At 72.0% G+C, this 15,817-nt stretch carries 3 protein-coding genes; all 3 read left to right on the forward strand.

Annotated elements, in window-relative coordinates; translation table 11 throughout:
• Window positions 1-30 precede the first annotated feature (30 nt).
• The 3 genes from ACFY0T_RS38510 to ACFY0T_RS38520 all read left to right on the forward strand — a co-directional run bounded on the left by ACFY0T_RS38510 (window position 31) and on the right by ACFY0T_RS38520 (window position 15,812).
• The gene (locus ACFY0T_RS38510; protein WP_388881830.1) at window positions 31-10,965 is read left to right on the forward strand and encodes an amino acid adenylation domain-containing protein; all 10,935 of its coding nucleotides are present in this window, start codon (window positions 31-33) and stop codon (window positions 10,963-10,965) included.
• Window positions 10,962-13,850 carry an amino acid adenylation domain-containing protein gene (locus ACFY0T_RS38515; protein ID WP_388881833.1) on the forward strand — a complete coding sequence of 963 codons (2,889 nt, stop codon included), beginning with the start codon at window positions 10,962-10,964 and terminating at the stop codon, window positions 13,848-13,850. The genes ACFY0T_RS38510 and ACFY0T_RS38515 overlap by 4 nt, the downstream gene beginning before the upstream one ends.
• Window positions 13,851-13,958: 108 nt before the next feature.
• On the forward strand, window positions 13,959-15,812 hold the full coding sequence (locus ACFY0T_RS38520; RefSeq protein WP_388881836.1) for a BTAD domain-containing putative transcriptional regulator: 1,854 nt from the start codon (window positions 13,959-13,961) through the stop codon (window positions 15,810-15,812).
• Window positions 15,813-15,817 lie beyond the last annotated feature (5 nt).

The following is a 15,817-nucleotide window of genomic DNA, read 5'->3' on the forward strand; positions in this document are numbered from 1 at the left end:
AAAGCACACGGTGGGGGAGGAGCGCTCAGCATGAGCACGGGCGGAGTTCGTACGGGCCAGGAAGCCGGGGACCAGCGCGAGGAACTGGTGCGCGCCCGGCTCGCCGGTGCCCGCCGGGGGCGGCGTGCCGCACTGCGGCGGGCGGACCGGGACGGTCCGCTGGCCCTCTCCCACGGTCAGCAGCAGATGTGGTTCCTCAGCCGCCTCGACCCGGACAGCTGGGAGTACAGCGTCCCGGTCGTGCTGCGGCTGCGGGGACCCCTCGACGCCGAGGTGCTGCGCCGCGGCTTCGAGGCCCTGCACGCGCGCCACGAGATCCTGCGCACGCGCTACCGCCTCGACGGCGCGGAGCCGGTCCAACTCATCGACCCGCCGGGCCCGTTCGACCTGCCGGTCGACGACCTGACGGGGCTGGCCGACGCGGCGGAGCGGGAGCGGCGGGCGCAGAGTCTCGCCGAGGCCGAACCCGGCCGCCCCTTCGACCTGGAGCGGGGCCGGCCGCTGCGCGCCCGGCTGATCCGCCTCGCGGACGACGACCACATCCTCGCCGTGGTCCTGCACCACGTGGCCTGCGACGAATGGTCCGTCGGCCTGCTGCTCGGCGAACTCGCCGCCCTCTACGAGGAGTTCGCGGCAGGCAGGCCCGACCCGCTGGCCCCGATCGACTTCCAGTACGCCGACTACGCGGCCTGGCAGCGCTCCCGCCTCGCCGACGGCACCCTCGCCCCCCATCTGACCTACTGGCGCGAGCAGTTGGAGGGCATCACCCCCCTGGAGGTGCCGACCGACCGGCCCCGCCCGGCCACCCGCAGCTGGGCGGGCGACGCCGTGCCCGTCACCCTCCCCGCGGCGCTCACCGACCGGCTGCGCGCCCTCGGCTCCGCGCACGGCGCCACCCTCTTCACCACCCTGCTCACCGGCTATCAGGCCCTGCTGGCCCGCTACACCGGACGCACCGACATCCCCGTCGGCACCGTCGTGTCCGGGCGCGGCCGCCCGGAGCTGGAACAACTGGTCGGCTACGCCATCAACACCCTCGTGCTGCGCGGCCGCTGGCAGGGCGACCCTTCCTTCCGCACCCTGCTGAACGGCGCCCGCGCCACGGTCCTGGACGCCTTCGACCACCAGGAGTACCCCTTCGCCCGGCTGGTCGACGAGCTCCAGCCCGAACGCGACATGTCCCGCACACCGCTGTGCCAGGTCGCCTTCACCCTGCACCAGGAGCGCACCGAGGCGTTCCGGCTGCCCGGCGTCGCCGCCGAACCGCTGCGCGCCACCTCCCGCGTCTCCCGCTTCGACCTCACCCTCCAGCTGGGCGAGCGGGCCGACGGCTCCGTGCACGGCACGCTGGAGTACAGCACCGCGCTGTACGACCGCGCCACCGCCGAGCGGCTCGCCCGTCACTACGTACGCCTGCTGGAATCCGCCGCCACCGACCCGGACCGCGCCCTGTCCCTGCTCGACCTCCTCGACGACACGGACCTGGCCGTCCTCGCACCCGCGCCGCGCCTCTTCCCGGCACCGGAGCGCTGCGTCCACGAGGTCTTCGAGGAGCGGGCCGCCGCCACCCCGGACGCCACGGCGGTCGTCTGCGGCGGACAGCGGCTCAGCTACGCCGAACTCGACGCCCGCGCCAACCGGCTCGCCCACCATCTGCGCGAACTCGGCGCAGGACCAGGTGAGTTGGTCGGTGTCAGCCTTGACCGGGGCATCGACCTCGTCCCCACCCTCATCGGCGTCCTGAAATCCGGCGCGGCCTACCTCCCGCTGGACCCCGAGCACCCCGCGGACCGCCTCGCCTACACCCTCAAGGACGCCGGCGCCCGCGTCGTCGTCACCTCGGACACCCACGCCGCGCACCTCGCCGCCGCCCACGACGGCCTCCTGGTGAACCTGGACGGCGAGCGCGACTCCGCGGCCCTGGCGGCCGCGCCCAGCACCGCCCCCGCCTCCGGTGTCCGCCCCGACGACCTGATCTACACCATCTACACCTCGGGCTCCACCGGCCGTCCCAAGGGCGTCGGACTCACTCACGCGAACGTATTGCGCCTGTTCACCATCACCGAGGAGCACTACGGCTTCGACGAGCACGACGTCTGGACGCTCTTCCACTCGTACGCCTTCGACATGTCGGTGTGGGAGCTGTGGGGCGCCCTGCTCTACGGAGGCCGCCTCGTCGTCGTCCCGCCGGACATCGCCCGCTCCCCGGAGGACTTCCTGCGCCTGCTCGCCGACGAGCGCGTGACCGTCCTGAACCAGACCCCGTCCGGCTTCCGCGGCCTGGTCGCCCTCGCCGCCGACGGACACCCGCTGATCGACGAACTCGCCCTGCGCGTCGTCACGTTCGGTGGCGAGCGCCTCGACATGCCGGCCCTGCGTCCCTGGGTCGCACGCCGCGACCTCGACCGTACGGCGCTGATCAACATGTACGGCATCACCGAGACCACCGTGCACACCACCTACCACGCGGTCACCGAAGCCGACCTCGACGCCGACCACGGCAACGACGTGGGCGTTCCGCTGTACGACCTCCAGGTGCAACTGCTCGGCGCACACGGCGAGTTGGTGCCCATCGGCGTCCCCGGCGAGATCCATGTCGGCGGTCCCGGAGTCGCCCGCATGTACCTGGGCAGGCCGCGGCTCACCGCCGAGCGGTTCGTGCCCGATCCGTACGGCCCGCCCGGCTCCCGCCTCTACCGAAGCGGCGACCTCGCGCGCCGCCGCCCCGACGGCGGCCTCGACTACCTCGGCCGCATCGACCACCAGGTCAAGATCCGCGGTCACCGTATCGAACTCGGCGAGATCAAGGCCGCGTTGACGGCCCACCCGCTGGTGCGCGACGCGGTCGTCGTCGCCCGCGAGGACACTCCCGGCGACAAGCGTCTCGTCGCGTACGTGGTGCTCGCGGGCGAGGCCGTCGTGGCCCCCAGCGAACTGCGGTCCCTGCTGGCCCGCACGCTGCCCGCCTACATGATCCCCACCGCCTTCCTGGCCCTCGGCAAGATCCCGCTCACCGTCAACGGAAAGCTCGACCAGGCCGCCCTGCCCGCCCCCGACCGGGGCGCGCTCACCGTCGGGCGGACCCAAGTCGCCCCGCGCACGGCCGCCGAGGAACGGATGACCGACGTCTGGCGCGAGGTCCTCGGCGTCGACCGGGTCGGTGTCACGGACAGCTTCTTCGACCTCGGCGGTGACTCCCTCCGAGCCGTCGCCCTGGCCGCCGCGCTGCGCGACGCCGAGTACGACGTGACCGTCCGCGACGTCTTCGCCCACCGCACCCCGGCCGAGCTCGTGGAGTTCCTCACCGGGCGCCCGGCCCCCGCCCGCCCCGAACCGGGCATCGCCCCCTTCGCCCTCCTCACGGACGAGGACCGCGCACGCCTGCCGGAGGGCGTCGTCGACGCCTACCCGCTCGCCCAGGTGCAGCTCGGCATGGTCGTGGAGATGCTCGCCGACGACGGCCGCAACCACTACCACAACTCGACCTGCTTCCGGATCCTCGACGACGACCCGTTCGTCCCCGAGGCGCTCCAGCAGGCCGTGCACGTCGTCATCGGCCGCCACGAGATCCTGCGCACCTCGTTCGCGCTGGACGGGTACGCGGTGCCGCTGCAATTGGTCCACGACCCGGCGCAGGTCGACTCACCCATCCGCACACGGGACCTGACGGACCTCGACGCCGAGGCGGCCGAGCAGTCCCTGCGCGCCTTCATGGCCGAGGAACGCACCGAACTCTTCGACCTGACCAGGCCCCCGCTGATCCGCTTCACCGCGCACACCCGCGACGACGGCAGCTGGTGGCTCACCCTCACCGAGTGCCACGCCGTCCTGGAAGGCTGGAGCCATCACTCGCTGCTGATGGAACTGGTCACCACCTACCGGGCTCTGCGCGACGGGCAGCCGCTCCAGGAGCCGGAACCCGCCGCCGTGCGCTACGCGGACTTCGTGGCGGCCGAACTCAAGTCCCTCGACTCCGAGGAGGACCGCGACTACTGGCGCGGCATCGTCGAGGGCCACCCCAAGTTCGTACCGCCCGCCGGATGGGGCGACGACCCGCTCACCACTCCGCGCGGCCTGCACCGCGCCTGGGTCCCCTACCACGACCTCGAAGCCGGGCTGCGCGCCCTGGCGAGCGAGGCCCAGGTCCCCATCAAGAGCGTGCTGCACGCCGCCCACCTCAAGGTGATGAGCCGGCTCACCCCCGAGGAGACCTTCCGCACCGGCCTGGTCACCAACGCCCGCCCGGAGGCCGTAGGCGCCGAGCGCGTCCACGGCGTCTACCTCAACCCCCTGCCCTTCGCCTACCGGCGCGGCGCCCGCACCTGGCGCGACCTCGTCCGCCAGGTCTTCGACCAGGAAATCGAGGTCTGGCCGCACCGCCGCTACCCGCTCGGCGCCATGCAGCGCGAATTCGGCGCCGCCGAACGCCTCGTGGACGTCCGCTTCAGCTACCAGAACTTCCGCCAGGTCGACCAGGACCTCATCGACTACGCCGCCACCATCGACGACAGCCCCACCGAGTTCCCCCTCGGCGTCTCGACCCGGGCCGGCTTCATGGTGATCACCGCCAACCGGCACGTCATCGGCCGCGCGGGCGTCGACCGGCTCGCCTCCATGTACCGCTCGGTCCTCGAAGCCATGGCCACGGACGCGGACGGCGACGCCGAGCGGGCGGTCCTGCCGGGCGGCGAACGGGACCTGGTGCTCGCCTCCTGGAACGACACGGCGACGCCGGTACGTGAGGTGTCGGTGCCGGAGCTGATCGCGGAGCGGGCGGCCGAGTCGCCGGGTGCGGTGGCGGTGGAGGCCGGGGGTGTCCGGTTGACGTTCGGTGAACTGGACGCTCGGGCCAACCGCCTTGCGGGTGTGCTGGGTTCGCGTGGTGTGCGTGCGGAGTCGTCGGTGGCGGTGCTGCTGGATCGTTCGGTGGATCTGGTGGTGGCGTTGCTGGCGGTGTGGCGGGCCGGGGCGGGCTATGTGCCGCTCGATCCGGCGCTGCCTCGGGAGCGGGTCGAGGGCATGCTGGCGGATGCCGGGGTGTCGGTGGCGGTGACGTCGGCCGCGTACGCGGACCGGTTCGCTGTCGATGTCGTACGGGTGGACGAGGTTCACCCGGAGGCGGATGTGTCGCTGGCGCCGGTGGATCTGGACTCGCTGGCGTACACGATCTTCACGTCGGGTTCGACGGGCCGGCCGAAGGGTGTGCAGGTCACGCACCGGAGTCTGGTGAATCATGTGGGCTGGGCGGTGCGGGAGTTGGCGTCGTGCGGCTCGGGTGGTGCCCCGGTGTTCTCGTCGGTTGCTTTCGACCTGGTGGTGCCGAATGTGTGGGCGCCGCTGGCGGCCGGGCAGCGGGTGTGGCTGTTCGACGGTGAGCTGACCGAGCTGGGGCAGGCGCTGGCGGAGGCAGGCCCGTTCTCGTTCCTGAAGCTGACGCCAGGTCATCTGGAGGTGATCGGCGGGCAGTTGAGCGACGAGCAGATCCGCGCGCTCACGACACGGATCGTGGTTGCCGGTGAGGCTCTGCCCGGTGCTCTGGTGGAGCGCTGGCGGCACTTGCTCGGCGACGGACGGCTGCTGAACGAGTACGGCCCCACCGAGGCAACCGTCGGCACCTGCGTGTTCCCGGTCGAGGAGGCGCACGAGGGTGTCGTGCCCATCGGCCGCCCGTTGCCGAACATGACCATGCGTGTCCTCGACGCACGGCAGCAGCCCGTGCCGGTGGGCGTGGTGGGGGAGTTGTACGTCGGTGGCGCCGGCGTGGCGCGCGGTTACACCGGGGATGCGGTGCGGACGGCGCAGCGGTTCCTGCCCGATCCGTACGGGGCGCCGGGCGCCCGGCTCTACCGCACCGGTGACCTGGTGCGCTGGCGCGCGGACGGTGCGGTGGAGTTCCTGGGCCGCATCGACGACCAGGTCAAGGTGCGCGGCTACCGCATCGAACTCGGTGAGATCCGAGCCGCGTTGATCGCGCATCCGGAGGTGTCGGACGCGGCTGTGACCGTCACCGACGACCAGCGCCTGGTCGCCTACATCGTCGGCGGCACCGAGGGCCTGCGCGAGGCCCTCGCGTCGACACTGCCCGAGTACATGGTGCCGACCCTCTTCATCGAGCTGGACAAGATCCCGCTGACGGCGAACGGCAAGCTGGACCGGCGTGCCCTGCCGGACCCGGAAGCCACGGCCACGGACACGTACATCGCGCCCCGCACGGCGACCGAGGAGAAGATCGCAGCAGTCTGGGGTCAGGTCCTGGGACTGGACAAGGTCGGCGTCGAGGACAACTTCTTCGACCTCGGTGGACACTCCATCAAGGCCATCGCCCTGGTCGGTGCCCTGCGGGCCGAGGGCTTCGAGGCAGCCGTCGGTGATGTGTTCCGCCACCGGACCGTGGCCGGACTCGCGACCGCGCTCGGCGCGAGTGCGGGTACGCCCGAGCATGATCCCTCTGTCGTCGTACCCTTCGCCCTGCTCTCCGAGACGGACAGGGCGAGGCTCCCCGAGGGGCTGTCCGACGCCTTCCCGCTGGCCCAGGTGCAGCTCGGCATGCTGGTGGAGATGCTGGCCGACGACGGCCTGAACAAGTACCACAACACCACCACGTTCCGGATCAGGGACGGACGGCCCTTCGACGCCGGCGCGCTGGAAAAGGCGGCGCGGGCGCTGGTGGAGCGTCACGAGATGCTGCGGGCGTCGTTCGCGCTGGAGGGCTACTCCGAACCGCTCCAGCTCATCCACCCGAGCGCGGACATCCCGGTCACCGTGCACGACTTGCGAGGCCAGGACGAGGAGAGCCAGCAGGCCGCCCGCCGTGAGCACATCGTCGCGGAGCGCGCCGCCACCTTCGACCTCGAACGCCCGCCCCTGCTGAGGATCTCGGCGCTCGTGGAGTCGGACGAGGCCTGGTGGCTGTCGGTCAGCGTCTGCCACCCCATCACCGAGGGGTGGAGCCACCGCTCGCTGCTCAGTGAGATCGTGGAGGGCTACCTGCGGGTGCGCGGCGGCGAGCCGCTGCCCGCGCCCGAGGCGCCCGCCGTGCGGTACGCGGACTTCGTGGCGGCCGAGCGCGCCTCCCTGGAGTCGGACGAGGACCGCACCTACTGGCGCGGTGTCATCGAGGGCCACGCCAAGTTCGAACTGCCCACCGGCTGGAGCGGGGACGTGACGTCCGGCCCGGCGCATACCGTCCGCGTTCCCCTGGCCGACCTCGCGCCGGCGTTGCGCGCCGCCGCGCGCGACACCGGCACGTCGCTGAAGGCCGTGCTGCACGCGGCTCACCTGAAGGTGATGAGCCTGCTCACCCCGGAGGAGGCCTTCCACACCGGCCTCGTCTGCAGCGGTCGCCCCGAAATCCTGGGCGCGGAGCGCGTGTACGGCATGTACCTCAACACCGTGCCGTTCGCCTTCCGGAGCGGCGCCCGCACCTGGCGCGAACTCGTCCGCCAGGTCTACGACCAGGAAGCCACGCTCTGGCCCCACCGCCGCTTCCCGATGCCCGTGATGCAGCGCGAACTGGCCGACGGCTCCCGCCTGTTGGACGTCCGCTTCAGCTATCTCGACCTCAAGGACGCCCAGGCCGAGTCGGACATCGTCGACGCGGACTCCGGCATGGGCGAGGGCGCCACCGAGTTCGGCCTCGCCGTCGCGGCCCGCGCGAGCGGACTGCTCCTCACGGCTGATCCCCTCCGTCTCACCCCGTCCGCCGTCGACCGGCTCGCGTCGATGTACCGGGCCGTCCTGGAAGCCATGGCCGCGGACGTGGACGGGAGCGCCGAGTCCACTTATCTGCCGGACGGTGAACGAGAGTTGGTGCTCGCCTCCTGGAACGACACGGCGACGCCGGTACGTGAGGTGTCGGTGCCGGAGCTGATCGCGGAGCGGGCGGCCGAGTCGCCGGGTGCGGTGGCGGTGGAGGCGAAGGGGCTTCGCCTGACGTTCGGCGAGCTGGAGGACCGGGCGAACCGCCTGGCGCAGCGCTTGCGCGGCGCGGGCGTGGGTCCGGAATCCTCCGTGGCGGTACTGCTCGACCGTTCGGTGGACCTGGTGGTGGCACTGCTGGCGGTGTGGCGGGCCGGTGCCGGCTATGTCCCCCTCGACCCGGTGCTCCCGGTCGACCGGGTGGCCGGCATGCTCGCGGATGCCGACGTGTCGGTGGCGGTGACGTCGGCCGCGTACGCGGACCGGTTCGCTGTCGATGTCGTACGGGTGGATGAGGAGCACCCGGAGGCGGATGTATCGCTGGCGCCGGTGGATCTGGACGCGCTGGCGTACACGATCTTCACGTCGGGTTCGACGGGCCGCCCGAAGGGTGTGCAGGTCACGCACCGCGGTCTGGTGAATCATGTGGACTGGGCGGTGCGGGAGTTGGCGTCGTCCGGCTCGGGCGGTGCTCCGGTGTTCTCGTCGGTTGCTTTCGACCTGGTGGTGCCGAATGTGTGGGCGCCGCTGGCGGCCGGGCAGCGGGTGTGGCTGTTCGACGGTGAGCTGACCGAGCTGGGGCAGGCGCTGGCGGAGGCCGGTCCGTTCTCGTTCCTGAAGCTGACGCCGGGTCATCTTGAGGTGATCGGCGGTCAGTTGAGCGACGAGCAGATCCGGGCGCTCACGACACGGATCGTGGTTGCCGGTGAGGCGCTTCCCGGCGCTCTGGTGGAGCGCTGGCGGCACTTGCTCGGCGACGGACGGATCTTCAACGAGTACGGCCCCACCGAGGCGACCGTCGGCACCTGCGTCTTCCCGATCGAGACGTCGTACGACGGCGTCGTGCCGATCGGCCGCGCGCTGCCCAACGTCCAGATGCGCGTCCTGGACGCGGAACTGCGCCCGGTTCCGGTGGGCGTGGTGGGGGAGTTGTACGTCGGTGGCGCCGGCGTGGCGCGCGGTTACACCGGGGATGCGGTGCGGACGGCGCAGCGGTTCCTGCCCGATCCGTACGGTACGCCGGGCGCCCGGATGTATCGCACCGGTGACCTGGTGCGCTGGCGCGCGGACGGTGCGGTGGAGTTCCTGGGCCGGATCGACGACCAGGTGAAGGTGCGCGGCTATCGCATCGAACTCGGTGAGATCCGGGCCGCGTTGATCGCGCATCCGGAGGTGTCGGACGCGGCTGTGACCGTCACCGACGACCAGCGCCTGGTCGGCTACATCGTCGGCGGCGACTCGGACACCTTGGGGGAGTGGCTGAACGGCGCCCTCCCGGAGTACATGATCCCGTCCGCGTTCATCGAGCTGGACAAGATCCCGTTGACCGCGAACGGCAAGCTGGACCGGCGCGCCCTGCCGGACCCGGAAGCCGTCGCCGCCGAGACGTACATCGCGCCTCGCAGCGACACCGAGGAGAAGATCGCCGCGGTCTGGAGTCAGGTCCTGGGACTGGACAAGGTGGGTATCGAGGACAACTTCTTCGACCTCGGCGGGCACTCCATCAAGGCCATCGCCCTGGTCGGCGCCCTGCGGGCCGAGGGCTTCGAGGCGGCGGTCGCCGACGTGTTCCGCCACCGGACGGTGGCAGGGCTCGCGGCAGCACTCGGCGACGACAGTCCGGCGGACGGGGTGGACCGGTGGGCAGCCACGGCCGTGGCACCCTTCGCGCTCGTCTCCGCCCACGTCAGGGACTCCCTCCCCGAGGGCGTCGTGGACGCGTACCCGCTCTCGCAGGTCCAGCTCGGCATGGTGCTCGAAATGCTGGCGGACGACGGCCTGAACAAGTACCACAACACCTCGACGTTCCGGATCAAGGACGGCCGGCCCTTCGACGAGGACGCGCTGGCCCGGGCCGCGCGCACGGTCGTGGAACGGCACGAAATGCTGCGTACCTCCATCGAGTTGGAGGACTTCGAGGTGCCGCTCCAGCTGGTGCACGCGGTGGCCGACGCCCCCGTGGTCGTACGGGATCTGCGAGGCGGCTCCGCCGAGGAATTCGAGGAGGCGCGGCGGGACCACATCGCGCGGGAGCGCGGCGAGCTGTTCGACCTGAAGCGGGCGCCGCTGCTGAGGATTTCCGCGCTCGTCGAGTCGGACGAGGCCTGGCACCTCGGATTCACGCACTGCCACGCCATCACCGAGGGCTGGAGCCAGCAGTCCCTGCTGATGGAGGTGCTGGGGCTCTACCACGCCTATGCCGCGGGGGAGGAGCCCGAGACCCCGGAGCCCGCGCCCGTGCGGTACGCGGACTTCATCGCGGCCGAGCTCGCCTCGCTGGACTCGGAGAACGACCGCGCGTACTGGCGGCGGATCGTCGACGAGCACGCTCCGTGGAGCCTGCCGTCGGACTGGGGCGCGGAGCCCGGATCGCCCCGCGAGGACTTCAAGCTGTCGGTGGAGTTCCGTGACATCGAACCCCAGTTGCGGGCGCTGGCGGCCGAGACTGGGACCTCCTTCAAGGCGGTACTGCTGGCCGCGCATCTGAAGGTGCTGAGCACCCTCACGCACGAAGAGGCCTTCCACACCGGCGTGTTGTACAGCGCCAGGCCCGAAGTGCCGGGTGTCGAGCGGGTGTACGGCATGTACCTCAACACGCTGCCGTTCGCCCATCGGCGGGGCGCCCGCAGCTGGGGCGAACTCGTCCGCCAGGTCTTCGAGCGCGAGGCCGAGGTGTACGGGCACCGGCGCCATCCGCTGCCCGCCGTGCAGCGGCTCGCGGGCGGCCGCCGGCTGTTCGACGTCATGTTCCGGTACCAGGACTTCCACCAGGTGGACACCGGCACGGTCGACGTACGGGCGGGGGCCGGCGACAGCTCGAACGAGTTCACCCTGTCCCTCGCCAATGTGCCAGGACGGCTCGTCCTGCGCGCGATCAGCACCGGGCTGAACCGGGCCAACGCCGAGCGGCTCGCCGGGATGTACCGGGCCGTGCTGGAAGCCATGGCCGCGGGCCCGGACGGCGACGCACAGGCGACGGTCGTCCCGGAGGCCGAGCGCACGCAGATCCTCCAGGACTGGAACGACACCGAGGTGGAGTGGGAATGAGCAATCCCCGGCCGGACATGAGCAAACCCCGACAAGGACCGCGGCGCGTGCACGAGGTGTTCGCGGACACCGCCGCCGCCCGCCCGAACGCCGTGGCCGTCGAGGCGGGGGACGGGACACTGACGTACGGCGAACTCGACCGGCACGCCAACCGTGTCGCCCACCGGCTGCGCGCGGCGGGTGTCGGACCCGAGTCGGTGGTCGGCGTGCTGCTGCGCCGCCGCCGGGGCCTGCTGCCCGTGCTGCTCGGCATCTGGAAGGCGGGCGGCTCCCACCTCCCGCTGGACCCGGCCCTGCCGCGCGAACGCCTCATCTACATGCTGCGCGCGGCGGGCGCCCGGCTGGTGGTGACGGAGACGGAGCTGGCGGACCGGATCGCCGACGACCCCGACAGCGCGCGCTTCGGCGGCGGCGACCCCGACGGCGTACGCGCGCATGCCGAGCCGTCGAACGACTACGACGGCGTACTCCTCGATGTGGAACGCGAGCGGGACGCGATCGCGCGGCAGCCGGACTCCGTGCCGGACCTCGGTGCGCGGGACGGGCTGCAGCACAGCCTCGCCTACACCCTCTTCACCTCTGGTTCCACCGGCCGCCCCAAGGGGGTGCAGATCGCGCACCGCTCGCTGCTGAACCTGCTGTTCTCGATGCGTGAGCGGTTCAAGGCCGGGCCCGCGCACACCTGGCTGGCGGCCACCTCGCTGTCGTTCGACATCTCCGCGGCCGAGCTGTACCTGCCACTGATCACCGGTGGCCGGATCGTGCTCGCCGGTGACGAGGAGACGGGCGACTCGGGGGCCCTGCTGGGGCTGATCGACGGCCGTGGGGTCACCCATGTCCAGGCCACCCCGGCCGGGTGGAAGCTGCTGCGCGCGGCGGGATTCGAGCACCGGCCGGTCACCGCGATCACCACCGGGGAAGCCTGCCCGCCGCCCCTCGCCCGGGAGTTGCACGGGCACGTGGACCGGCTCGTCGACCTGTACGGTCCGACCGAGACGACCATCTGGGCCACCGGCTGGGAGGTCGAGGCGGGCGTGGACACCGTGCCGATCGGCCGGCCGATCCACAACATGCGGGCGTATGTGCTCGACGCGGCGCTGCAGCCCGTCCCGGTGGGTGTGGTGGGCGAACTGTATCTGGGCGGCGCCGGTGTGGCCCGCGGCTATGTGGGGCGCCCCGCGCTCACCGCCGACCGGTTCCTGCCCGAGCCGTTCGGCGGGGCGCCCGGCTCCCGCATGTACCGGACCGGCGACCTTGCCCGCTACCGCGCGGACGGCGAACTTGAGTACCTGGGCCGCGAGGACCACCAGGTCAAGATCCGCGGCTACCGCATCGAACTCGGCGAGATCGAGGAGCGGTTGCTGCGCCGGGAGGGCGTGCGGGACGCCGTCGTCGTGGTCCGCGAGGACGCCGGCGGGGAGAAGTGGCTCGCCGCGTACGTCGCCGTGGACCACGCGTCGGGCCCGGACCAGGAGGCGTTGCGCGGCGGGCTCGCGGCGGAACTGCCCGCGTACATGGTGCCCGCCGCCTTCGTCCTCCTCGACGAACTGCCGCTCAGCGCGGCCGGAAAGATCGACCGCAAGGCGCTCCCGGCCCCCAGCCGGTCCGCGCTGATCGCCGACCGGGCGTATGTCGCCCCGCGCACCCCCACCGAACAGCTCCTGGCGGACGTCTGCGTGGAGGTGCTGGGCGTCCCGGACGTGGGCGTCCGGGACCGGCTGGCCGATCTCGGCGCCGACTCCATGCGGATCGTCCACGTCCTCGCGGCCGCCCGCCGCGCGGGCCTCGCCATCACCCTGCGCATGCTCCTGGACAACGGCACGATCGAGGACCTCGCGAGGGCCCTCGACGCGACGGAACAAGAGACGACGGGAAGAACAACGATGACGACAGCAGTCGGCGCCCTGTCCTCGACCGAAATCGAGCGGGTGATGGCGGAGCACCGGATCCCGGGCGCCGCCGTCGCCCTCCTGCGGGACGGCGAACCCGTAGGCGTCCACGTCCACGGCGTCCGCTCCGTCGAGACGGGCGCACCGGTGACCCTGCGCACCCGCTTCCAGGCCGGCTCGATCAGCAAGCACATCACCGCCTACGCCGCGCTGCGGCTCGTCGACCGCGGTGTCCTCGACCTCGACGCGGACCTGGACGGCCTGCTCATCGGCCGTACGCTGCCCAGGGCGGCCGGCGGCCGGCCCGTCACGCTGCGCCAGTGCCTGTCCAACACCTCGGGGCTCGCGGGCACTCAGGCCACCTGGTGGCATCCCGACGAGGCCATGCCGAGCCTCCCCGGCATCCTGGACGAGATCCGGGCGGACCACGAGCCGGGCTCCCAGTTCCGCAAGGAGGGCGCCCAGTGGGCGGTCGTGGAACAGCTCCTGGCCGATGTCACGGGGCGGGACTTCGACAAGGCCGTCCAGGAGCTGGTGTTCGAGCCGCTGGGCATGCGCGACAGCGCCTTCGGGGCACCCGGCGCCCCGGACGCCGCCGCCGGACACGACCAGCACGGACGTGAACTGTCCGGCGGCCACCGGGTGCGTCCGGTGCGGGCGGGCAGCGGTCTGTGGTCCACGCCCGCCGACCTGGCCGTCTTCGCCGGGGCGCTGCGCCGCGCCCATCAAGGCCTGTCCGACCTGTTGTCCGCGCGGCTCGCGGGCGTCATGCTCACGGAGGCGTTTCCCGGCAGTTTCTACGGTTTGGGCACCGTGGTCGACGGCACGCCGGGGGAGCCCGAGTTCGGCCACGGCGGCCAGACCGCCGGCTTCCGTGCGCTCACCTCGGTGCGACTGCGGTCCGGTACCGGCTGTGTGGTGATGACGAACTCGGACAACGGCAAGGAGCTCTACCGGGCCGTCGCCGCCGCGCTCGGAAGGATCATCTCCACCTAGCGCAAGGCACCGGCCAGCCAAAGAATGCGACGGATAACGCAGGAATAACGGTCCTTCATAGTTTCTCCACCGAGCCAAGTTCCGCAGATGTCAGACGGGGGGTGCCGAATGGACTTCCAAGTCCTCGGCCCGGTGGAAGCCCGCAAGGGTGGCGTAAGAATCGCACTGTCCGGATCCAAGGTGCACACGGTCCTCGCGAGCCTGCTGCTCGCCCGGGGGCGTGTCGTGTCCGACGAACGACTGAGCTCCATGCTGTGGGGGTGGGAGCCGCCCGCCACGGCAGGAGCGCAGATCTACACCTACATGTCGCGCCTGCGCAAGCTGCTGGGCGACGACGTCGAGATCGACCGGCGCCCGCCGGGGTACGTCCTGCGGGCGCCGCACAGCACGATCGACCTGCTGGAGTTCGAGCAGCTGGACCGGGAGGGGCGCCAGGCGCTCGGCCGCGGTCGCCATCTGGAGGCCAGCACCCAGCTGAGCCGGGCGCTGGGCCTGTGGCGGGGGGCCGCGCTCGGCAACGTGACGGAGTATCTGGCGGGCGCCGAGCTGGCCCGCCTCGAAGAGCTGCGGCTGCACACCCTGGAAAGCCGTGTCGAGGCGGACCTGGAGCTCGGCCGGCACGAGCAGCTGACCGCCGAACTCACCGGCCTGGTCGCCGAGTTCCCGCTGCGCGAGAAGCTGCGCGCCCAGCTCATGACGGCCTTCTACCGCTGCGGCCAGCAGGCCGACGCGCTGCACACCTATCACGAGGGCCGCAAGGTGCTCGACGAGCAGCTGGGCATCGAGCCCGGCGAAGCGCTCGGCGCCACCTACCAGGCCGTCCTGGTCGGCAGCCTCGGCACCAAGAGCGGAGCGCCGGCCCGTACGGTGGTCTCCGCGTCGTACGCCGACGGGGATCCGCGCGACCCGTACGAGCCGCGTCCCGCGACGCTGCCTCCGGACATCGAGGACTTCATCGGGCGCGAGGAGGAACTGGCCGCGCTGTGCGGGCAGTTGGCCGAATCCCGCAAGGGCGGCGGGCCCCGCGCACTGCTGGTGACCGGCATGGCTGGCGTCGGCAAGACGGCTCTCGCGGTACGGGCCGCGCACCGCAGCGCCGTGCACTTCCCCGACGGCCAGCTCTTCGCCGAACTGGCGCACCCCGACGGCCGCCCGAAGAAGCTGGCCGAGGTCCTGACGGTGCTGCTGCGCGCCCTGGGCGCACCGGTCGACGGCATGGGCCGAGGCGGCGCCGACCTCGACGAACTGATCCGCCGCTACCGCACCCGCACGGCGCGCCGGCGACTGCTCGTGGTCCTCGACGGCGCCGTCGACAGCCGGGAGCTGGACCTGCTGTTGCCGGGGTCCGCCGAGGCCGCCGTCCTCATCACCGGACGGGCGAGGCTGACCAGGGTGGCCCAGGCACGCACCACCGTCCTCACCCCCTTCGAGCGGGACACCTCGTACGAGCTGCTGGCGGCCGGCGTCGGCAGGCGACGGCTGCTCGCCGAGCCCGACGCCACGAACGAGGTGCTCGGCTACTGCGGAGGGCTGCCGCTGGCGGTCCGCATCGCGGGCAGCCGACTGGCCGCGCGGCCGCACTGGCCGGTCTCCTGGCTGGCGTCCCGGCTCGCCGATCCGGAGCAGAGGCTGCGCGAACTCTCCTACGGGGGGCTGGAGTTGGGGCGGGTGCTGCTTCCGTCGGTGCGGCAGCTGCCCAGACAGGCCGGGCGTACGCTGGTGCGTCTGGCGGGGATCGGCACGGAGCCGTTCCCCGCCCAGCGGGCTGCCCGGCATCTCGCCGAGCCCGAGTCGGCGGCGGAGGAGAGCCTGGAGCACCTGGTGGACGCGGCGCTGCTCGACATCTGCGGCGTCGACCGCCTGGGCCGTCCGCTGTACCGCTTCCACGAACTGGTGCTGCTCTTCGCCGAGTCCCTCGCGAGTGCGCATCGCGAACGAGAACGTTCCACGGCCGGACGCTGACGGAG

Source organism: Streptomyces sp. NPDC001530, from assembly GCF_042894545.1.
Lineage (GTDB): Bacteria > Actinomycetota > Actinomycetes > Streptomycetales > Streptomycetaceae > Streptomyces.

Coding starts and splice junctions, on each gene's coding strand:
- ACFY0T_RS38515 (WP_388881833.1), top strand. CDS start 10,962: ATGAGCAATCCCCGGCCGGACATGAGCAAACCCCGACAAGGACCGCGG.
- ACFY0T_RS38520 (WP_388881836.1), top strand. CDS start 13,959: ATGGACTTCCAAGTCCTCGGCCCGGTGGAAGCCCGCAAGGGTGGCGTA.
- ACFY0T_RS38510 (WP_388881830.1), top strand. CDS start 31: ATGAGCACGGGCGGAGTTCGTACGGGCCAGGAAGCCGGGGACCAGCGC.